The 21,748-nt window shown below is 44.0% G+C and carries 19 protein-coding genes; 9 read left to right on the top strand and 10 right to left on the bottom strand.

All coding sequences use genetic code 11. From position 1 onward, the window contains the following. Positions 1-7 precede the first annotated feature (7 nt). From P2W84_RS00305 to P2W84_RS00295, 3 genes are read left to right on the top strand one after another with little or no spacing between them, the layout of a single operon-like run. Entirely contained in the window at positions 8-865 is an 858-nt protein-coding gene (locus P2W84_RS00305; protein WP_276088094.1) for an SDR family oxidoreductase, read from the top strand. A gap of 34 nt (positions 866-899) precedes the next feature. After that, positions 900-1,814 (top strand): AraC family transcriptional regulator, encoded by a 915-nt coding sequence (locus tag P2W84_RS00300; RefSeq protein ID WP_276088093.1) that lies wholly within the window; start codon positions 900-902, stop codon positions 1,812-1,814. A gap of 48 nt (positions 1,815-1,862) precedes the next feature. After that, positions 1,863-2,519: an energy transducer TonB gene (locus tag P2W84_RS00295; RefSeq protein WP_276088092.1), complete on the top strand. Its 657-nt coding sequence runs from the start codon at positions 1,863-1,865 to the stop codon at positions 2,517-2,519. Positions 2,520-2,604: 85 nt separating this feature from the next. On the opposite strand, the gene P2W84_RS00290 is transcribed toward P2W84_RS00295, so the two are convergent. From P2W84_RS00290 to P2W84_RS00270, 5 genes are all read right to left on the bottom strand, one after another. Further along, the gene (locus P2W84_RS00290) at positions 2,605-3,498 is read right to left on the bottom strand and encodes an Rpn family recombination-promoting nuclease/putative transposase (RefSeq protein WP_276088091.1); all 894 of its coding nucleotides are present in this window, start codon (positions 3,496-3,498) and stop codon (positions 2,605-2,607) included. A 202-nt stretch (positions 3,499-3,700) separates the two neighbouring features. After that, complete coding sequence (locus P2W84_RS00285) at positions 3,701-4,018, bottom strand: hypothetical protein (RefSeq protein WP_276088090.1); 318 nt, start codon at positions 4,016-4,018, stop codon at positions 3,701-3,703. A gap of 57 nt (positions 4,019-4,075) precedes the next feature. Next, positions 4,076-5,131, bottom strand: a complete 1,056-nt coding sequence (locus P2W84_RS00280) for a hypothetical protein (protein ID WP_276088089.1) — start codon at positions 5,129-5,131, stop codon at positions 4,076-4,078. Between the two features lie 55 nt (positions 5,132-5,186). Then, positions 5,187-5,933 (bottom strand): LytTR family DNA-binding domain-containing protein, encoded by a 747-nt coding sequence (locus P2W84_RS00275; RefSeq protein WP_276088088.1) that lies wholly within the window; start codon positions 5,931-5,933, stop codon positions 5,187-5,189. Then, positions 5,930-7,006, bottom strand: coding sequence for a histidine kinase (locus P2W84_RS00270; RefSeq protein ID WP_276088087.1), 1,077 nt, complete (start codon positions 7,004-7,006; stop codon positions 5,930-5,932). The genes P2W84_RS00275 and P2W84_RS00270 overlap by 4 nt, the downstream gene beginning before the upstream one ends. A gap of 202 nt (positions 7,007-7,208) precedes the next feature. On the opposite strand from P2W84_RS00270, the gene P2W84_RS00265 reads away from it, so the two are divergent. Together P2W84_RS00265 and P2W84_RS00260 are read left to right on the top strand one after the other, a co-directional pair. After that, positions 7,209-9,998: a TonB-dependent receptor gene (locus tag P2W84_RS00265; protein WP_276088086.1), complete on the top strand. Its 2,790-nt coding sequence runs from the start codon at positions 7,209-7,211 to the stop codon at positions 9,996-9,998. Positions 9,999-10,034: 36 nt separating this feature from the next. After that, positions 10,035-10,877, top strand: a complete 843-nt coding sequence (locus P2W84_RS00260) for a VanZ family protein (RefSeq protein ID WP_276088085.1) — start codon at positions 10,035-10,037, stop codon at positions 10,875-10,877. A 17-nt stretch (positions 10,878-10,894) separates the two neighbouring features. On the opposite strand, the gene P2W84_RS00255 is transcribed toward P2W84_RS00260, so the two are convergent. Then, positions 10,895-11,410: a hypothetical protein gene (locus P2W84_RS00255; protein ID WP_276088084.1), complete on the bottom strand. Its 516-nt coding sequence runs from the start codon at positions 11,408-11,410 to the stop codon at positions 10,895-10,897. Positions 11,411-11,693: 283 nt separating this feature from the next. On the opposite strand from P2W84_RS00255, the gene vsr reads away from it, so the two are divergent. Then, complete coding sequence (gene vsr / locus P2W84_RS00250) at positions 11,694-12,119, top strand: DNA mismatch endonuclease Vsr (RefSeq protein ID WP_346348944.1); 426 nt, start codon at positions 11,694-11,696, stop codon at positions 12,117-12,119. Positions 12,120-12,197: 78 nt separating this feature from the next. Here vsr and P2W84_RS00245 read toward each other — a convergent pair whose 3' ends face one another. The 3 genes from P2W84_RS00245 to P2W84_RS00235 form a co-directional block, all read right to left on the bottom strand. Next, positions 12,198-13,466, bottom strand: coding sequence for a DNA cytosine methyltransferase (locus P2W84_RS00245; RefSeq protein ID WP_276088082.1), 1,269 nt, complete (start codon positions 13,464-13,466; stop codon positions 12,198-12,200). Positions 13,467-13,537: 71 nt separating this feature from the next. Next, a complete protein-coding gene (locus P2W84_RS00240; protein WP_276088081.1) occupies positions 13,538-14,527 on the bottom strand; it encodes an O-methyltransferase in 990 nt (329 codons plus the stop codon). 2 nt (positions 14,528-14,529) lie between these two features. Then, entirely contained in the window at positions 14,530-15,882 is a 1,353-nt protein-coding gene (locus P2W84_RS00235; RefSeq protein WP_276088080.1) for an ATP-binding protein, read from the bottom strand. 367 nt (positions 15,883-16,249) lie between these two features. On the opposite strand from P2W84_RS00235, the gene P2W84_RS00230 reads away from it, so the two are divergent. The 3 genes from P2W84_RS00230 (at position 16,250) to gap (ending at position 19,192) form a co-directional block, all read left to right on the top strand. Further along, positions 16,250-16,993: a DUF6602 domain-containing protein gene (locus P2W84_RS00230; RefSeq protein WP_276088079.1), complete on the top strand. Its 744-nt coding sequence runs from the start codon at positions 16,250-16,252 to the stop codon at positions 16,991-16,993. Positions 16,994-17,174: 181 nt separating this feature from the next. Further along, on the top strand, positions 17,175-18,203 hold the full coding sequence (locus P2W84_RS00225; RefSeq protein ID WP_276088078.1) for a helix-turn-helix domain-containing protein: 1,029 nt from the start codon (positions 17,175-17,177) through the stop codon (positions 18,201-18,203). An 11-nt stretch (positions 18,204-18,214) separates the two neighbouring features. Further along, a complete protein-coding gene (gene gap, locus P2W84_RS00220) occupies positions 18,215-19,192 on the top strand; it encodes a type I glyceraldehyde-3-phosphate dehydrogenase (RefSeq protein WP_276088077.1) in 978 nt (325 codons plus the stop codon). Positions 19,193-19,290: 98 nt separating this feature from the next. Here gap and P2W84_RS00215 read toward each other — a convergent pair whose 3' ends face one another. Further along, positions 19,291-21,663, bottom strand: a complete 2,373-nt coding sequence (locus tag P2W84_RS00215) for an ABC transporter permease (protein WP_276088076.1) — start codon at positions 21,661-21,663, stop codon at positions 19,291-19,293. Positions 21,664-21,748 lie beyond the last annotated feature (85 nt).

Genomic DNA, 21,748 nt, shown 5'->3' with positions numbered 1-21,748 from the left:
TCAGACAATGACAAAAGAAACAAAGCAAACAGAAAAAGTATGGTTCGTAACGGGCGCTTCCAAGGGCTTGGGTGCTGATCTGGTCAAACAATTGCTGGCTGACGGTTATAGGGTAGCCGCTACATCGAGAAAAAGAGAAGCACTGACGGAGGCGATCGGCGTGCAGGAAAACTTCCTGGCGTTGAATATGGATGTGAGCAACGATAGTGACGTAAAGGGGGTGATCGGTCAGGTAATAGACAAGTTTGGCCGTATAGACGTGATCGTGAACAATGCCGGGTATAGTCAGATCGGCGCAGTGGAAGAGTTGTCAGCCGAAGAAGTACAGCGGAACTTCGACGTTAATGTATTTGGCCCCTTACATGTGATCCGTCATGCGGCACCCTATTTGAGAGCGCAGCGGTCTGGTCATATTTTCAATATTGCCTCTATCGGAGGCTTTGTGGGTAACTATCCGGCATTCGGCATTTACTGTGCTACCAAATTCGCGATGGCTGGTTATACTGAAGCACTGGCTGTTGAGATGGCACCGTTCGGCGTGCATACCACACTGGTTTACCCGGGATACTTCCGGACCAGCTTTTTGGAAAAAGACTCTGCCATGTTGCCTGCCAACGCCATAGATGCTTATGCGAACGCCCGTGAGGTGGAAGCACAGCACCTTAATGAGATCAGTGGCCGTCAGCCGAATGATCCTAAAAAGGCTGCAAGTGCATTTATTGAATTGAGCAAACAAAAACAGCCTCCTGTACATTTCTTTGTCGGTGTGGATACGGCTGCTCTGGTTAAAGGCAAGATCGAGATCATCGAAAACGCATTAGCTGCCAACCTGGAACTGACTGAATCAACCGGTATCACAGAATAACGGCAAATACAAGGAAAATCAATAATTTTAGCTTATGTCTGGCACATTCCGTTTTCATACCCTATCAGACCTGCATACCTATTATGGCTTGCCGGGACCCGAACATCCGATGATCAGTTTAATTGATTACAGCAAGGTCAAATATCCGGACAATACTGACAGCCTGAGGTGGCTACAGGATTTTTATATGTTCGCCTTGAAGCGGAATGTGCAAGCTAAATTCAATTATGGCCAGCAGCCTTACGATTTTGACTCCGGTGTGCTGTCCTTTTTTGCACCGCAACAACTACTGCAGGTGCAGATCAAGCCTGACGTAGCGGTCAGTCAGACCGGTTGGCTTTTACTGGTCCATCCTGACCTGCTTTGGAATACGCCGCTGGCCGCACAGATCAAAAATTACGAATTCTTTCAATACAAGGTGAATGAAGCCCTGTTTCTTTCAGAAAAGGAGGAGGCTGTGATCGCTGAGATATTTCAAAAGATAGAAAAGGAATATCAGTCCAATATGGACCGTTTCAGCCAATCACTGATCATCAATCAACTGGAATACCTGCTGATCTACGCTGACCGGTTTTATCACCGCCAGTTCCTGACCCGCAAGATCACCAACCACCAGATACTGAATAAACTGGAGGTTTTACTGCAGGCGTATTTTGATGAAGATACGCTGATCAACAAAGGTATCCCATCCGTGCAACAGGTAGCAGATGACCTGAATATTTCGGCCAATTACTTAAGCACGCTGCTTAAAGTATTGACCGGGCAAAGCACCCAGCAATTTATTCATGACAAACTGATCGAAAAAGCAAAGGAAAAGCTTTCGGCTACAGACCTTTCCGTATCCGAAATCGCCTACAGCCTTGGGTTTGAGCATTCGCAATCCTTTAGCAAGCTTTTTAAGGCAAAAACCGCGCTGACCCCATTGGAATTCCGGCAGGCGTTCAATTGAATGTATGATTCCTGGCAAGTATTCCAAAACAATCGGTATCTTTCCTTCATGAATCTTAGATCCGCTTTCTCCGCACTTTTTGTTTTTCTTGGCGCCACCGCTTGCGCGCAAAAAACTGATACTACTTATTTTGATGCTGATTGGAAATCGTCGTCGAAGGAAAACAGTTCTTATTACCGCGTCATCAAAACGGCTGCACTGAATAAATACGATGTCGAAGACTATTACAGTTCCGGTAAGATCCAGATGAAAGGAACCTATTCCTCGCTTGCGCCAGAGGTAAAGACGGGCGTATTCACCTGGTATTATGAAAACGGAAACAAAAAAACGGAAACCAATTATGAGGACAATAAGAGCAGAGGCTTCAAGTCCTGGCTTGAGAACGGTGAGGAGGATAAGAGAGAATTCGTTTCCCTTGAGAAGCAACCAACATTTCCAGGCGGTATGTCCAATTTTTATAAGTACATCGCAGAAAATTTTCGGTATCCCAGGGACCTCAGCTCAAGGCCGAAGGGGGTGATTAAGATCAGCTTCATCGTTGATAAAGACGGCACTATATCAGATGTATATGCTTTCGAAGGGGTACATCCATTACTGGATGCTGAAGCTGTCAGGGTGGTTGAAAATTCTCCGAAGTGGGAGCCGGGTATTCAATTCGGGAAAGCTGTAAGAGTGAAGTACAATGTGCCGATCTCGATGAAGTAACCTAGCCTGTAGTTTTTTGCTGTTGTCAACAGTAGGGTGTACATATCCATGTAAGTATAGCCGGTATGGCACCGGCTATTAATTATTAAATTTTTTCGAGTTCTTCTGCAGGGAGGCCGGTCAATTCGGCGATTTCGTCAGTAGTGATTCCTTTGGATCGGAGCTTTCTGGCGATTTCAACTCTGCTTTCATGTTTACCTCTGATTTCACCAATTTCTTCACCGCGCGCTTGAGCTTTTTGTTCGGCATTGGCCAGAACTGCTGCGTTATCCCATTTTCTTTTGAGTTCCTGGTCGTACATCTTTCTTTCCTCCCTGGTTAGCCTGGCGTATTCGCCGAGGTGATAAAAGGTTTCATAAATTGTTCCTTTCAGATGAGGCGGGCAGTTTTCGCGTTCTGGCATGTGCTTGAGTTCGTACAGCCATCTATCGAGATTTGTACTGCATTCTTCATCTTTCTTACCAAAATTAGTTAAATCGACATAGATATAGCCAAGATCCTGATAAAATATTTCTCCGGTTTCCGGGTAGCATAGGGATACATAATGTAGGTAGCGGCCTTCAACTCCGATCTTGTCTTTTGTGTGTACAGGTTCTTTTTGGTCGATCAGGGCAATGAAATAAACTTCCGAGATTTCGTACTTCCAGTCGGCCATTTTTCCCTTAGGAGCCTGCTCGCTGATCAGCCGGGAAGTATAAAATATACTTCTTTTCTTGAAGTTGACGGGTTCGCTGTGCTGGATCTCTACAATTATCTTTTCGCCATTGTTGCTGGTGCAGAGCAAGTCAAAAATTGCTGCTCCGTCTTCGTTGTTGACACCATAGTGTTCGTTTTTGTTGTATTCGAGGTCAATGAGGGTTTTCCTGCCATCGAATATGGCATTAAGCAGGTTAATAAGAAACTTTTTGTTAGGATCGGAGCCGAACAGGCGCTTGAACGAGGTATCCATTAAAGGATCTACGTATTTCTTGGTTTGCATGAATAATAAGTTATCAACGCACCGGTATTGGTGCTTCGGAAAATGTTTGTTTTTCCCAGGACAGTTTAAAGCGTTGCGAGGTATTTTAAACTGATTTTTCCTGTCATTTTAAATGCCTCTTTGAACTTCGTCTAAGTAAGCAATGAGTTTAAAACCAAAAGTGATCAGGGAAATGCCAGCAAATAAGTATAACTGTTCATCTTTATTTATCCAGCATAACATAAAATATATTCCGGCACCGATTGCCAGTTACTGCCAGCTTTGAAAGGTAAGCAACATATCTACAAACCACTTCCTCGCGATCACTATAATCTAGCCCGAGTTCGGCAAGCACCTTGTCGGTTAGCTTAGTTAACTCCTGGTGATAGAGTGGAGGCATCATACCAGCCAGAATGAGCAGGTGTTCTGTCTCGAAGCCTTCCAGAAGCATTTGATATGCCCAGTCAATCCAGATTTTGTCGTTCGACCTGCCCAGTACTTTTTGCGCAAGGACTTCTGCTGTCAATGGGACGGGTTGCATTGATTAAGCGAATTTAAATTGGTGACGGCACATGGGCGGAATTTTTAAGCAACGAATTCAATACCTGAATTTCAGCATACCCCTCGTTTCGTTCATTACTTGTTCAAGGTAAGGTTCAGTTTCGGGTGTATAGTAATAAAGGATCTGGATATCCAGCCAATTGTCCTTATGGATCATCAACACCCTGACTTTTTCATCTTTTGACAACCTATGTACATTCTTATAAGGTTCAAAATCGTAGGTGCCTGAAATATCTGCATTAAACTCTTTCTGGGTATATGATTTCGAAAAGAGCGTATACTTTGTCCCTGAGCTGGGTATCCAATTTTTATTGATGTCAAACGGTTGTCCATCCGGGCCGGGGAAACCACGTAATTTTGTTTGCATAGCAGTGTCTACGCGATTGAAGGTAAAATACACCATAATACCCGTTTTGGATTTTAAACTGAGTTTCGACCTCCCATGTTGGTGCCCGAGGTGATCGATAATTACAATTTGGGTGTCCAGTCTTTGATAACCTTTCGGCGCTTGAAAATCCAGGTCGTATAACTCGAGTTCATGTGCCAGAGATCTGTTGTAAGCTACCATCTCCTTGCTAAATTTCTGGTTTGGCAAATATTCAACGGTGCTGAATTTAGGTGTTGTTTTTGAATCCAGGCCCGGAAACAGGGCAATCACATTAGCATTGCTTAACTTCTTTGCTTCCAGGAATTTCCATGATCTGGCCTTATCTTCATATACCGCGAGAATCGGTACGGAAAGTGTAAATATCCCTCCGGGATTGCTGGTCAGGTAATTGATGTGAACCACAGCGAAGTGCCGGTTTCCTGATTCAAAAATCTCAGATACACTATTTACTACTGCTTTGGATCTGGATTCTCCAACGGCGATCATTCTGGTTCTGCTACTTTCATGGTCTCGCTTTAACCGGGCTTTCCCGCCATTGATTTTGAATAGGCCAGAATAGGTATAGCGCATGATCGTTTTGAAATCTCCTGTCAAAGTGGCGTCGGCATAGCGATCCGCATCTTGAGTAAGCGTTGATCGATTTGCTTGTGCATCCAATATCTTGGGGACAAAGACCAGAAGAAACAGGTAGAGTAAGCGCATCACTAAATCTACAATTTTTCCCAGATATACTGTGAATAGGGTGGATTCGTCTGGATGATCAAATCCATTTTCCGAGAAAGTGGGCGAAGGTGTCTTTGTACTGGTCGCCGACGGTAATCAGTGTCTTTCCGATGTAGACTGAGTTTTTGGTCATTGCGGTGATCTTGTCCAGGGATACGATAAATGAACGGTGTATCCGCATGAAGCGTTTTGGGGGAAGTTTTTCTTCCAGGGCTTTCAGGCTTGTCAGTGAGAGGACTGCTTTTTCGGAATTTTTAAGTTCAATTTTGACATAATCCTTGAGGCCCTCGATGTATAAGATGTCATCCAGGGCAATGCGCAGCAGCTGATATTCCACTTTCAGGAAGAGGTATTTCTCCTCCTCTGTGTTTTCCGTTTCTTTTGCGTCGGGAATTGCCTTTGCCGGTTTGCTTAATAATTCCGCATAATGTAAAGCCTTCTGGGCAGCGCGCAGGAACTCTTCGTAGTTAAATGGCTTCAGCAGGTAATCGAGGGCATCGACCTTATAACCCTCGAGGGCAAACTGGTTGTAGGCGGTGGTAAAAATGATACGTGGTTTGCCAGGCATTTTGTCCAGCACGCGGGCCAGTTCTATACCGTTCAGGTCCGGCATTTGTATATCCAGAAATATCAGGTCGATCTGCTGCAGATGGAGGGCCTTCAGGGCATGGACCGCATTTGAATATTTTGCGGTCAGATTCAAAAAAGGGGTCTGCTCAATGAATTTACTTACCTGGTCCAGTGCCAGCGGCTCGTCATCAACTGCGATACAATTCAACATCATGCTAAATTAAGAACCAAATGGACAGTATATTCATTATTTGTATTGAGCTCGCAGATATCCAGGGTGTATTTGCCGGGGTAAAGGAGGTCAAGTCTTCTTTTGGTATTCGCCAGGCCTATTCCCTCACCGGTTTCCAGGTTTTGCTGATTGTCCCTGATGACTGAGTTTACGATCCTGATGTCAAGCTCGCTGTCGCGCTGCAGGACCGCGATGCTGATGTGGCTACCTGCAGTTGTGCTTACGCCATGCTTAAAGGCGTTTTCCAGGAAGGGGAGGAGCAGCATCGGCGCCATCGGCATATCCCGTAAATCAGCAGGAATATCGATGTCCAGTTTTACGGCATCGGTCAGGCGCAACTGCATCAGACTGATATAATCCCTTATAAAAGCAATCTCCTGGCTGAGGAGGGTCTGACCCTGATTGGTTTCATACAGCAAATACCGCATCATGCGTGAAAGCTGGTGGATGGCTTTACCGGCGGTGGCGGCATCAATTCCAGTGAGCACATAGATGTTGTTCAGCGTATTAAAGAAGAAGTGCGGATTGATCTGGGCCCTGAGCAGGGACAGTTCTGACCTTACCTTGTCCTTTTCCAGTTCCTCGCGTTTCTGCCTGTCCTTGCGCCATTTCTGGATCGTCGCCAGGCTTGTGCTGATCCCCAGTACCAATACCGCAGTGACTAGCGTGAAAACCTGCAGGATATTTTCGCCGCGGTGTGCCAGTACCTGCATCATCACGCGCTTGAGAAAAGCCTCGTCAAAAAACTGGTGCAGGTTAAGTAAATGGTCATTCCATCCGTCTAAGACCACAATCATTACTATAACACCAATGATTATTGCGGCATAATAGCCGGGGTGATTCTTTAGTAAGAATCTGGGCACTAAGACTAAAGCATTCACGTAAAAGGCAATCACCAGCAGGCTAAAGGTTACCAGCTGTCTTGTCCAGAATAAATAATGGATATCGATCCCGGAAAAGAAAGGCAGGTAAAAAAATATGGCCAGCCCGAATACACCCCATGCCAGAATATGGACCAAGATCGTGATCAGCTTGCTTTTGGACAGTTGCAACATCTTTATAAAAGCAGGCAATATCCTGTATTGGCGGGTTACTTGCAAACACAACCGCCGGTGGGCTGATTTTTACCGACGAAAAGCCAGGTCCTGTCTCTGAATCCATATCCGGGAGCCTGGTCGGTAAAGATCTCCTGCCGGTCTATTCTATTTTATAGTGCCTGGATAAAGTTTTTGCTTTGCTTCCAATGGTATTGGACCTATGAAACTTAACTATCTATTTTCCGTCATTACGCTGCTGTTCACCGCACCGGTTTACGCACAGACCAGCCATCAGGTCAGCGGGACCGTAAAGGACACCACAGGAGCGGGGCTGCCGATGGCAACAGTCAGACTGATTGGGGACAAAGACAGCCTGCTGGTCGCTGCGGATGCCAGTGGCCGGTTTATATTTCCGTCGGTAAGGGTTAACCAGTTCAGCCTGGTGGTTTCGTCTTTAGGTTACCAGGCGGTTAAACGCCGGTATAGCCTTATCCCTGGCAGTACCACCGCTGAACTGGAGCCCATCGTTTTAAAGATGGACACCATTGCGCTGAAAGGCGTGACCGTGACCAGCGCTGCTGTCCGGATGAAAGAAGATACCATAGAATACAATGCAGCGGCCTATAAAGTACGCGAGGGTGCCGTCATTGAAGATGCCCTCAAAAAAATGCCCGGACTGGATGTGAGCCGGGATGGTAGCATCTCTGCACAAGGCAAACCAATCGGTAAGGTGCAGCTGAATGGCAAGGATTACATGGCAGGCGATGTCAAAAGCCTTACCCGCAACCTGCCTGCAGACCTGGTACAGAACGTACAGGTCATAGACGATCACGGAGATCAGGCCAGGCTGACAGGCATCAAAACGGGAGAAGCGCAAAAGGTGCTGAATATCAATATCAAGAAGGACAAAGACCATGGTTACTTCGCCCAGGGGACAACCGGGGGCGGCAGTGATCTGATCTCGGGGGGAAAAGGGACGGATGTTGCGGCCCGTTATGCCGCATCTGCCAGTTTGTTCCATTTTCGCGGCAAGCGGCAGATCAGCTTGTCCGGCGACCTGAATAATACCAATACCAGCCTGTTTGACCTTAACGGCATCAAGAAGGGGCCTGATCTGTCTGGGGACAAGCAAAACGGCATCACTACGGTACGTGCCGCAGGGCTCAATTACCGGGACGACTGGAGCAAAAAGCTGAAGGTTTACGGAAGCTATAGTATTGTGGACAACGTGTTGCGTACGCAGTCTGCGGTGATCCGGAATAACCTTTCGGGCCAGTTGCCCTCCACCCAGAGCAGCAACAGCGCAAGAGCAGACCATAATCTGGTTCACCGGTTTAATTTCAATATTGAATACAAGCCCGACACGATGAACTATTTTAAGCTCGTTCCTTCCTTTTCCTACGGTGGTGTGCGCAGCAACGAGACATTTGCTGCAAAACTGCAGGCCGATAATTCTGCGGGGACTCTGCTTTCTGATTATCAGGGCAGCCTGTATGCCAGGTCTTCATCTCCGGTCTTTGGCCTGAACCTATTGTACAATCACCGTTTCCATCAACGCGGACGCAATTTCAGTGTATTGCTGAGCAGTGGCAGGACATCGGATAACCAGTTTGCGCATCCGGTCTACACTTACCTGGCTGGCCGGTCTGGTGTACCCGCAAACCAGATGATCCATTCCAACAGCCGTACGGACAGTACCGGTGCCTCTCTTTCCTATCTGGAGCCTTTAGGGAAAAAATCGTACCTGGAATTCAATTACTATTACCATAATGCACATACCACTGCGGAAAGATCAACAGATACGGTTACCGCAACCGGTATGGTCCATCCTGATCCGGATCTGAGTAACGACTATGCATTCCGGTTTATGGTCAACCGTTTTGGTGCAAACTACAAGCTGGCAGAAAAGCAATATAATTTTGTCCTGGGGCTGGCCGCACAGCCCACGCTGCTGGAAGGCACATCGTCCGGAAATGCACGCATCCGGCACACCCCGTTCTACCTTTCGCCTGTACTCCGCTACGTTTACAACTTCACCGACCTGCAGGCACTGGCCTTTCAATTCCAGGGTGCGTCCAGCGCACCGACTTATCAGCAATTGCAGCCGGTAGCTGATTTTTCCAATGCCAGCTACCCGGTGCAGGGTAACCCGGAGCTTTTGCCCGAATATAATCATACCTTCCAGGTCAGGTACAATAAATTTGGTGACGGAACCGGGCGGACTTTTTTCAGCACCATAAGCTTTACGCAGACGGATCACAAAATCGTGGTCCACACCATAAACTATCCCCGTAACTACATCGCCGACCCGAGACTGGCCGGTACGGTACTGACCAATTACCGGAACGCATCCGGGTTTTATAATGCCTCGGCCTACTATGTGCTGGTGGGCGCCTGGGCTCAGCGAAAATATACCTGGTTCCTGAACGGAAGGCTTTCCTATGATCACCAGATTTCTTTTCTGACCGATGTGATCGATTCATTGGGTACGCACCAGATCAGTCAAAGAAATACTGCAAAGAACCTTGTGTTCAGCCAGGGTGCACGTTTCCGGGTAGATATTGCGGATAAAGCCGATGCAGAGGTCAGTGCAAATTACCTGATCAGCCATTCAGGCAACGCTGTCACAGACGCCGGTCTGAACAATAATTTTCAGACCATTACCCTGGGTACCAACGGCAAGTTCTATATTTTCAAAAACTGGACAATCAGCTATAGCTATAGTAAAGCGATCAATAAGGGTTACCAGGGGGCTACAAACCCAAACCTGCTGGATGCCTATGTGGAGTGCCGCTTCCTGAAGCAAAACAGGGCAGGGGTCCGCTTCTCCGTCTTTGATGTGTTCCATCAGAATACCGGCTTCACCTCAACCCAGAATGCTTACGCCATTACGCAAAGTCATATCAACCGTTTAGGGCGTTATTTCCTGCTGACCTTCAGCCTCAGGCTGCAGCAGTTTGCCGGGAAGGCCCCCAGAGGTGCGCCGGGTTTTGAGCAGAATGGCGGGTAACTCAATTTGAATAACGAAAAACCATAAATTTAAGAGATGAATAAGCGTTTACTATCCCTGATTATCCTGGTCATCTACAGTGCGATCCTGATCAAAATCATGGTATTCAAAGATGTACCCATGATCCTGATCGGGCATATCATGATCAATTTCGGGGGAACCCAGACCGGACCGGCCAACCTGTTGCCATTCCGAACCATTTTAGCCTACCTGCTTGGTGAGAAGGGCCTGATGATCGGCGGCATCAATCTGATCGGGAATATCATTCTGCTGATACCCATGGGATTGCTCCTTCCCCTGGTCTTTCCAAAGCTCAACTGGAAAAAGACAATCGTTCTTGCAGCCGCCATTGGTTTTTCCATAGAAGGGATACAGGTATTGCTGCAGGTGGGCATATTTGATATCGATGACGTTATCCTGAACGGACTCGGTATTGTCGCCGGGTATTGGGGATATCAAATCCTGGAAAAGTATGTGCCTTCATGGCGTGCCCGGTATGCGGCAGTTACCGGCATGCTGATTCTTGTCGTGCTTTCCGTAGTGGCTTTTTATGCGATTGCAGCTTATCAGGGCAGCCAGCCTATGCAAAAATTAAGACCGGTTGCGCAGGGCGGAGATCCCTGCGGAGGTACCGGAGGCCTGGGAGCGATTGCCAGTATTGAAAATCCTATCATCAAAATAAAAAAAGGCGACGGAACGATTGAACGGGTTAAACTTACAAAGCAGACTACGATCAGGAATTCAGCAGGAACGATATCTGCATCTGATTTAAGGATAGGGGACAGGGCTACGATTGTTACGTTTGAATCTGATGAGGATGGTAATAAGATTGCAGCTGTGGTGTTGGTGTGTAATGAGCAGACAGGGGTTCTAAGGTAAATTAAGCGTACAGTTGTCTAATGATTGTTTTCTGCTGCATTATCCATATCTGTTTTTAGGGTATGATTTTCAGTTTGATCAATGGTCATCCCGTTGAAGCTTATCGTTTCTCCGGCGTAAGGAGCCGGCAGATCGCTGAATGTAACATTAGGGTTGACGACGGCAAGCTTTCCATCGTCATTAACGAACAATCCTGAATAGTAAGTGGATTCACCTGTTCGCACGAAGTTCCGTTGCTCTGATTTATGCAGTGCCACCATCCAGAATATAGGTTCCGGATCGTCGAGTCTTGCCTTTGCTTCTGAATAGATCTGATCCCAGTCGTTGCCTACCTTGGAAAGCAGGAATTTGTACAATGGCGTGTAATCGTAACCGTGTTTGCCGCTATTCATAGGTTTATGTTTGCGGTCGTCATTCAAAAACGCCTTAGTGTGCCGGTCGTAGCGATATTCACTTCCTTTGGAAACATTGTATTTGTTGGACAGGGATACTTTGTTTTCCTTGCGGTAGAGGGGTTCGATGCGTTTGTTCATTGTTTTTAGATTGGTGTAAAGATAATCAATATGATCATGCTTGTTCGTGCTTACGATCACGGTTTAAAGTAATGCGAGAGTTGTTACAATTTATCCTAGGTCAGAGATCGTGCCCATCTTAAAAGCTAGATCAGGGCATAGCTGAAAATCCTAATGAGTTAATAATTGATTCCAGATTATAAACCCAGAAAATAAATCCGGTTTCTCTGAAATGGTCAAACCATCCTGCCTCATTTCGCAAGATATTTAGGAACATTTTTGCATTTGAAGTAGTTTATAAAGTATGATGTCAGATATTCATTCAAAAGAGATCCGCTCATTCAATATGAGCCGGATTCGAAGTAAAGATACTAGACCTGAAATGTTAGTGCGTAAGTACCTCCATTCTAAAGGATTTCGATATCGAATTCATGACAAGAATTTACCAGGTAAACCTGACATGGTCCTGCCAAAATATAAAACAATAATTTTTATAAATGGATGTTTTTGGCACAGACACGAAGGATGCAACTTGAACAGACCGCCAAAAGAAAATCAGGATTTCTGGCTACCAAAATTGGCAAAAAACGTAGCAAAAGATAAAATAAATTATACACTACTCTCAGAATTAGGTTATACCGTCATTACAGTTTGGGAATGCACTCTGAAAAAAAGTATTAGAGAAAAAACGTTCGATTGGTTAATTGCTAAATTGAAATATAGTAAATAGATTTAGTGGAACGATAATGTGAACTTGTACAGGCACAATTGGAGCTAGGCTTTAAATCTTGATATTTAATAAATCGTTTCAGTGAGTATCAAGGATCAGTTGTTGCATCGCTGTATTCTGTGCCAATGAAGAGTTCTTATCTAGGAAAGCTTTAAGATGAACGGCAATCGCTTTTGATAATAGTGGTGGAACAGCATTCCCAATTTGATTGTATTGTGAAAGATGATCCAAATCCTCTTTTCCGAGCTTTTTTAGAAGTTTACTTGAAATCATTGTTCGCTGGCCTTCGAAAATATAAGTATCTGGAAATGACTGGATTCGAGCAGCCTCTCTTGAAGTTATATTTCTAGGAATTGTCGGATGAATAAAATTTGAATAGAATGATGCGGGAATAGTGTGAGATATAGAATCCGATTTCAGATGTCTATAATTAGATTGATAACTTACATCAGATATTTCTCCATTCCCATTTCGCTTCCTTACTTTAAGATCTTCAGAAATATCTGTAAGCTTTGCGCCCATCTGAATCATTTCAAACCGACCGATTAGCCTTTTCGTATGCTTCATTGCTTCATGGTTATAAGCAAACTGGGAACCTGTTCGGGCCCAAATTTGATAGGTATTATTAGGCAGTGAATTGTATTCAACTGAAGGACCACCTTCTCCTGCCAAAATAGGAGGTAAGTCATTTATAGCTTGTGCTACAGTTATCGCATTGGGCAAGCTGTCCAGGTTTTTGTCAGTCAAGGGTATTCTGTGACTTGGATGAGGCGCATTGATTTTTTTGCCATATAAATTACCGACTATAAAAATTCTGTTTCTCAATTGAGGAACACCATAGTTTGCAGAATTAAGTTTCCATAGTTCAACATTGTAGCCCTTAGCGGCAAAGGACTCAATGATTATATCAATTACTTTTTCGCCATTAGCATTGCGTCGATGAAGTAGACCGGTTACATTCTCCATTACGAAGACTTTCGGTTTAAGAATGTTTACCCATCGAGCGAAATATAAAAATAGCGAGTTTCGAGGATCTTTAGGGTCTTTGGTTGGACCCGCTAGACTATACCCTTGACAAGGAGGCCCGCCAATAATCACATCCGGCGAACTTTTAACAAGAGATAATATATCGTTTCTATGCGTATACCTTCTAATATCCCCATTAATGATCTGGTGTACTTCAGATGTATTATTTTTCTTAAGAGTGTTAGCCGCCCATAAATCCTTTTCTATTGACAAAACAGGACTGAAACCCGCTAACTTAAATCCCAAACCAAATCCACCTGCGCCAGCAAATAAGTCTACGAAAGAATATTTGTTTTCATCGAGAACACTAGAAATTTTCATTGCGGCACAAAGCTATTAAAATACTATGAAATGACGGCCCTCTATCGGCATTTTTCATTCGCTAGAAGCGTTCATATGTTTGTCTCGCTATAATTCGGATAATATCGGTATATCTTTGCATATTCAATAATATCATTTGGAATAAGTGGGATCTGACGAATTTTTTTATTTTTAAATTTACCATTCAGAAATTCCATTTTATCGGGCAATAATGAGTCCAGAGCTTTTACTTCTTTATACGTAAGGTTTGGGCTACTAATTTTGAAAGCGTCATGTGACTTATTTATATAATCTAATTCCTCCAATGCCATTTTCTCTATGTCTGGCTTCTGATCTTCAGTGAAAAGAATTCCTCCAACTGTCAGGATAGTTGCATTGTCTTTATATATAAAATGAAATAGTTGTTGGTATGAGACTTCACCAGGACTATCTCCATTTCTACTAATCAGAGTTGAACTTATTTGTCGACTAATCATCTCGTAGCTAACTTTACCCAAATTCCTGGTATTGAAATTTAGATTTCTAAATTCCAATGGCACATTATCATTACCACAACGGTTTATTAAGTCTTGAAGACGATAATCTTTAATAGATTTGCCATTCAGGTCATTCGCTGCAGCGTGTATTTCCTCAACATTTACCGAAACTACGAAAATGCTTCCTGGTTTGCAGTTAAAAACAACTGTATCCAAATCTGCGAACATGTACTCACAAATTTTATCGTCATAGTCCAGCCAAACAATATTGCTATGTTTTTCTAATTCTAGATTTGGTAGTATGGTTGTGGACCGTCCGTAATGCATCTTAATCCCAGAATAAGGAATGTTAAACTCAAATCGAGCTTTTTTCGCTTCCTCTATTTCAATGGAGATGAGATCATTTATGCCCAAATATTTATGAAACAAACTGAAATCCGTAAAATAGGCTGAACCAAATCCAATATACCTGTATTTATCCAAATGCTCTAGAAAACAGAGTCGTTGGAAAGCTTCGCACATCATTTTTCTTTCGATACATTTGTTTGGGCGCAAATTATAGTTAATTTTTTCGAAACTTGACATGCCTATAATTCGTTATCGTAATAATAATTAAATGTAGCCAAACCCACATCCTTTATTGTAGACACTTTAAGATGTTGCTTTACTGATTGAAACCTTTCAGTAGAAACTGGATAAGAAATTTTTACAGAATTGCTTTTTTTCGCCGGATTAAACAACTCAATCGGATATTCAAACTTATGGCTAAGTGTTGTTGCTTTTTGAAGGACATCTAAGACAGAAGTAGTTTTTTTTAGACTTTCCTCAACCGCAGCATTCAACGTTTGATTTTCTTCTGGGTTATCTTTCTCTTTCTCCTCTTTTAATCGGTCAAGTAAATCCATTACCTGACGTGTCATGTTTATCATTCGAGATCTAACTTCTTTGTAATAGGGAGAATCCATGTCCATGCCAGTTTTTGTAGTGTTCCAAGGAAGCTCAGAAGAGTTCTGTGCTTCAAAAAATACATACCCTCTAAATCGGTAATACTGCGAATGCCATAATGGTACGCCGTCACCTCTCAAGCCAGTCCAAACAGTCTGATCTGTGGTATCCTTTGCAACAATCAGTCTGTCATTACAGAAAATATACCATCCACCCTCATCAGCACTTTTATTGGATACACCTGCAATAATTTTGACAGATCTATTGGATTCAACTTTATCCCAAAATGTAGGTTTAATTAAGTCGTCGTAAACTAAATCTATATTTGTAGACCCTAATCGATAACCATTTACTAATATTTTAAGGCCCTTGTTTATATTCAGCATGTGCTCGACAGCGATCTCCTTTCGCAAAGTGTCAACAAACTTTTTATCATTAAAGCTGACCTTTGAATCAAAACTAAGTTCTGTGATCGACACGGCTACTCCCGGATTTTTAGGGGGAGATTTTAAGTTTTCCTTTAAATTATCCTTATCAAAATTGAAATACCAATCTCTGGGTTCTTTTAACCATTCTTCAACATTTATCGAAAGAGAAAATTGAGAAGTTTGAGCTCTCGAATCAACTTTAATTAAATTTCCGATTTTAAAAAAAGCTCTTTTCATGCCAATTCCAAACTGTCCAATTGAATTATCAATCAGGTGGTGCTTTTCAGACTTACCAAAATTGAATGCAGTATTTCTCGCGACACTTGCCTCCATTCCAAAGCCATTATCTGTAATTTCAAAGTGATTTTCGTCTAAGGTTATCGTTATCTCAAATCCTTTTAGGTCGTTTTGACCGGACGTCCTCGCTTTAATTGCGTCTACAGAATTGTCTACCAAGTCACCGATGGCATCTCTTAATGTTATATCTTTTATAAGCATTGAAACGAAAAAGCTTTTAGCCGGATCAGCTGAAACCCTTGTCGACAAGTTTGAATTTGATTTAGCCATTACATTAATTTAAATAATTTCCAGTAACTAAGTTAAGTAAAAATAGAAAACTTCAAAAGTTACTTAACAAAATCATCAATAGTATTATTATGCTCTGGAAATCTCGAAATGTTTAACTGACGAAAACCCGTCCTAGTGTCAAAATGTAATCTTTTTTAATCGCCAATCACTAATGCCATATTGAGTTTGTTATTTCTGTTTGATCGTGGATTAAAATCAAGTAAGTAAATTTCCAAATTTAAAACCATTCATATAACGATTGTTACGTTAGCAACTTTAGGACCAATGCGCTGCTTTTAACAACAAAGTAACTGTGTTTATCAAATAATATTTGTGTTTATTAAATTTGCTTGATAACTAATAGCTAATGAATCTCACAGAATTTCATAAATCAACCTCTAAGGAATTATTAGCGGTTACGAACAGAGTCAAAAATCTAGTACAGCATTGGCCTGAGGTTGGCAGACACAAGGAAGCTGTACTCAAGAATATTATAAAGAAATTCCTTCCTGAAAAATACAACATTTCAACAGGTTTTGTAGTGAGGCAGACCGAAGAAAGAGGACAACATCTAGCTTCCCGTCAGATAGATTTGATTATTTACGACAGTGATAGTCCACTCCTATTTCGTGAAGGAGATTTTGCAATTTTAACCGCGGACGTAGTTAGAGGTATCATCGAGGTTAAAGCAAATTTGCAACAAGCCTCTTTGCACGATACTGTACTTCGTGCGAACGAAAACGGACACTTTATTTTTAGTGCAAAGGATGAAGATGATGACGGATTTTTCAATGGAATTTTTTCATTTGAAGGATTTCGTGACCCTAATCCTATTACAATAGCTAATGCAGTTGTCAATGCAAACGCAATAGTTACCGAACTCGCCGGATATTCTAAGTTTAAAGTTAATCACATTTCTTTTAACAGCGATCTGTTTTTGAAATACTGGCCAGATGAAGCCCAACCACATTCGCTCTATAATTTAAGCGAACTATCGTTTTCTTTTTTTATTTCTAATTTGGTTGATATGCTTGCAAGCAAGTCCGTCCGGAAGAATAATTTCATTTGGTTTTCAACAGATAAGGAACTTAATTTAATGCATACTTTTTAACAAAGAATTGAGCATAAACGGAAAGGTATATCAGACTTTAGATACCGGAGATCAAAGAATTATAAATTTTTATGTTTTGATATACTAGTCCTTTACCTCAATCATCTGATTTAAACGACATGTCCTAAATTGACTAATTTATGTCCTTTGAGACAACTGTGTTGTCATGTAACTTTGTGTTATGAATGATAACGCACAGCATAAGAAAGTAGTTATTGTCGTGATGTCGGGAAATATGCTCCTGAACTTTGCGGGGCCTTCTGACGTTTTTACAAGTGCGAACGCTTGTCTTACAGAATCCGGTTTACCTGAGGGATACGAAGTATGCATTGCAGCGCCTACGACAGACCGAAAAGTGCAGGCGCGTACAGGTGTGGAAATCAGCTGCCCATATCATGTCATGGAAATAGAGGGGCCTATTGATACGCTGATTGTGGCGGGAAATGACAGAAGCGCTGAAGGTGATCTTCGACTGGCTGATTTTCATGACTGGCTCAGTCATATCGATACGACTCAAATCAGGCGCATTGTTTCTATCTGTGGTGGTGCCTTTGCCTTAGCTAAAGCAGGTTTGCTGGATGGTAAAAGGGCGACGACACACTGGGAACGCAGTGAAGTTCTGAAAAAGGAATATCCTGCCATACAGGTAGAAGGGCACCAGTTCTTCACGGCTGACGGTAATATTTATACCTCCGCTGGTGTGTCATCAGGCATTGATCTTTCCCTGGCTATGGTTGAAGAGGATTATGGCAGGGATCTGGCGATAAAAGTTGCCAGGAAACTGGTGTTTTATCTGAGCCGCCCCGGTTTTCAGACTCAATTCGGTAACCTGCTACCCCTATATGAAAGCGAGAACCTGGCAGCGAAATTACAGCTATGGTTGAAAGACCACTTACACGAGTCGCTGGATGTGGCGCACATCTCCGATCATTTTAACATGAGTACCCGTAATTTTACCAGGGTATTTCATAAACAAACAGGAATGCCGCCAGCTAAATTTATAGAAAAGCTGCGTGTGGAAGCTGCCCGTAAATTACTGGAAGATACGGACGTTCCGCTGGAAATCATCGCAGAAAAGTGTGGACTGGTTAACCTGGTCGGTATGCGCCGTACATTCTTAAGACACCTGAACGTTACGCCGTCTGATTACCGGCGCACCTTTCGAACGGCATTAAAAGATGCTGGCATCGCAGAATTACTCACGAATTAATATATAATACGATGAAAATTGCAATCAATGGTTTCGGTCGAATCGGCCGGATGACCTTACGTGCCCTTCAGTCTCACCCCGAAGTAGAGGTGATAGCGATCAATGACCTTACCGACGTAGATACGCTTGCCCATTTGTTAAAATATGATACCGCACACGGACGCTTCTCAGGAGAGGTCATCGCTGAGGGCGAAACTTTACAAGTCAACGGTAAACGCATTGCCATGTTTAAAGAAAAAGATCCTGCCAGGCTTCCGTGGAAGGCTTTAGGGGTTGATGCCGTGATTGAATCCACCGGCCGTTTTACAGACAAATCTGCTGCTCAAGCGCATATTGACGCAGGTGCAAAGAAAGTCCTCATCACTGCACCGGCAACCGGCGGCGTAAAAACCATCGTTCACGGCGTCAACAATGATCTCATCGGCGGCGACCAGATCTATTCCACTGCCTCCTGTACTACCGGAAGCATTGCGCCTGTGTTATTTGCACTGGATAAAGAGTTTGGCATTGAGTCTGGCTACATGGTTACCGTGCACGCTTTTACGGCTGACCAAAACCTGCAGGACGCTCCGCATAAGGATCTTCGTCGTGCACGTGCTGCCGCTTATTCAATCATTCCGACTACTACCGGAGCTGCTAAGGCGATCGGCAATGTATTGCCCAGCCTGCAGGGAAAGATGGATGGCTACTCTTACCGTGTACCGGTGATCGATGGTTCTATTGTAGATCTTTCCATCAATCTGAATAGGGAGGTTACTGCAAAAGAAGTGAATGAGGTATTGAAGCGTTATGCGGAAACAAGCCTTAAAGGTGTTATGGAATACACTGAAGAGCAGTTTGTGTCTTCTGATATTCTCGGTAATACGCATTCGTCGATTGTCGATGGTGGAATGACGAAAGCGATGGGTAAGTTTGTGAAGGTGGTGGCCTGGTATGATAATGAGGTTGGGATTTCGAACAGGATTGCGGAATTGATTTCGTTGATTTGAGGAAACAAATGCCAATCATTTAGTACAGACGGCTTTGTCTGCATTGATCATGCTTTTCCTGCTGCTGAAGCAAGAGAAATCCTTTGGAAACCTAGCTGCTATTCGTACTTCAGTGCCTTTACAGGGTCTGCATTTGCGGCCCTGTAGGCCTGATAGCTTACCGTGAAAAGGGAGATCAGTGCGGTTCCTGCTACGGAGGCGACGATGAGCAGCCAGGATATGTTGGTTCTGAATTCGAAGGTGGTAAGCCAGCGGTTCATGATGTAGCAGGCTAGGGGTACGCCGATAATGGCTGCAATGGCTACCATTTTCAGGAAAGACCAGGAAAGCAGGTTCATGAGGCTGCCGACGGATGCACCGAGCACACGGCGTACGCCGAATTCCTTGGTTCGCTGTTCGGCACTGTAGGCAACCAGTCCATAAAGTCCCATGCAGGAGATGAACATTGCGATTCCGCCGAAGATGTTGGCGAGAATGCCCAGCACTTTTTCGGATTTTAGTTTCCTGGCATAGAGTTCATCAGCGAAATTGATCTGCACAGGGTATTTAGGATTGATCGCTTTGGTCAGGCCGGAGATCAATTCAATGTTTCTGGATAAACTGTTGGCCGGGTTCAGCCGCATTTTGATATTGCCGCCCTGGGCCTTATTGAAATTGATCACCATAGGACGACCGGAATGGAATGGTGAATTCCACAGGAAGTCTTTGAATACGCCGATCACTGTAAGCTGTCTGTCGAAAAGTGTGACTTTTGTCCCGATTGGATCTTTGAGTTTCATCGCTTTAACGGCAGATGCGCTGAGCAGTATACCTGCCGTGTCGGAAGCAAAGTTTCTGGAAAAGTCACGTCCGGCCAGGAGCTGCATCTTGGTGGTATTCACCAGATCGTAGGCGGTTTCGAGGCGGTTAAAAACGATTTCTTCACCTTGTTTTTCCATGCCCGGCCATTTAAAGCCATAGAACCAATTGCTCACGTTGGTCATGCTCCGCGAGGACTGGTTTACAGAAGTCACCGCACCGCTTTTGATCAACTGGTCCTTAAAGACCTCAAATTTGCCATAAAGCTCACCGTCCTGTGGCATTTCCGCGAGCAGGTCTATTCCGTAGCCTACGGGTCTGTCTTTTGCAAACTGGATCTGCTGATAGATGACCAGCGTCGCAATGACCAGGATAATGGTAAAGCAAAACTGAACGACCACCAGCACTTGACGGAGATTAATGGGGAGAGGTCGGGTCCTGGTAGCTGCGCGCTTTAAATTCTGAACGGGGTTGAATGAGGACAGGAACAGGGCGGGGTACAGACCTGAGAAAAAACCGGCAGACAATACCACTGTGGTAAGCACCAGCCAGTAGCCCGTGTCTGTATAATCGATCCGGAGCTGCAGGTCGAGCAGGTCGTTGAAAGCAGGCAGGCTTACTTCCACGACCGCAATGGCAATCAACAGCGCGGCAAAAGCCATGATCATGGATTCTGTCAGAAACTGGATCATGAGTGAAAACCTGGTGGCACCAATTGTTTTTTTGATGCCTACCTCTTTTGCCCTGCGTTCGGACTTCGCCGTCGCCATGTTCATGAAATTAATGCAGGCAATGGCCAGGATGCCAATGGCCAAGGCGATAAACAGGCGCACGCGACTGATGTCTCCGCCTACGCTTTTCCCGTTCAGGAACTCACCGTGCAAATGCAAATCTGCTATGGGGAAAAGGAAGTTTTGATTTTTCTGGTCCTTGTAGTTTTCGTTGAAGAGCTTTCCGACCTTTGCGTTGATGTCGTCGAGTTTAGCCGGGTTGTTCACCTTGGCCATTGCCAGAAAGCTGAAATTGCCCCAGCCCGGATTTCTGGCTTCATCATCAATCGTTGTGTAAAAGGACCATGGCATCAGGAAATCAAACCTAAGGTATACGTTGGCGGGAATGTCTTTGATCACGCCTGTAACGATAAAGTCATGTGAATCTGCATACCTTACCGTCTTGCTCAGCACATCGGTTGTACCGAAGAGTAATTTTGCAGTTTCCTCCGTCAGTATGATTGCATTTGGTGCATTCAAAGCCTTGTCCGGATTCCCGGCAATGAAGTCGTAGCCGAACACTTTCAGGATTTCGGGATCGGCGAAGAGGTTGACACGTTTGAAACTTTGATCGCGATTGGCAATCAGGGTCTCGTTGCCACCGGCAATGCGTGTAATGGCATCAATCTCCGGCACCTTTTCCCGGATCGCCATGGCAATGCCGTTACCCGGAGACGTTCCAGTGCTGGTGATCTTCCCTGAGGCATCCTGGAAGTTGGTCATCACCTGATAGATCTTGTCAACGTCTTTATATTGCCGGTCGTAGTTCAGTTCGTAACTTACATAAAGCAAAAGGAGTAAGCAGGCAGATATGCCAATCGAGAGCCCTGCTATATTGATAATCGATGCGGTTTTGCTTTTCCAGAGATTTCGCAGGGCAATTTTTAAATTAAGTTTGAACATTACGGCGCAGATTTGATGAACTGATGAACCGAAATGCAATTTACCAAGTTTATGCCAGTAATGATCATGCCCTTTATTTATGTTT

Origin of the sequence: Pedobacter sp. JY14-1 (assembly GCF_029269825.1) — a bacterium.
Classification (GTDB): Bacteria; Bacteroidota; Bacteroidia; order Sphingobacteriales; family Sphingobacteriaceae; genus Pedobacter.
The sequence above is the reverse complement of the archived record's forward strand: the minus strand, read 5'-3'. Positions and strand labels throughout refer to the sequence as shown.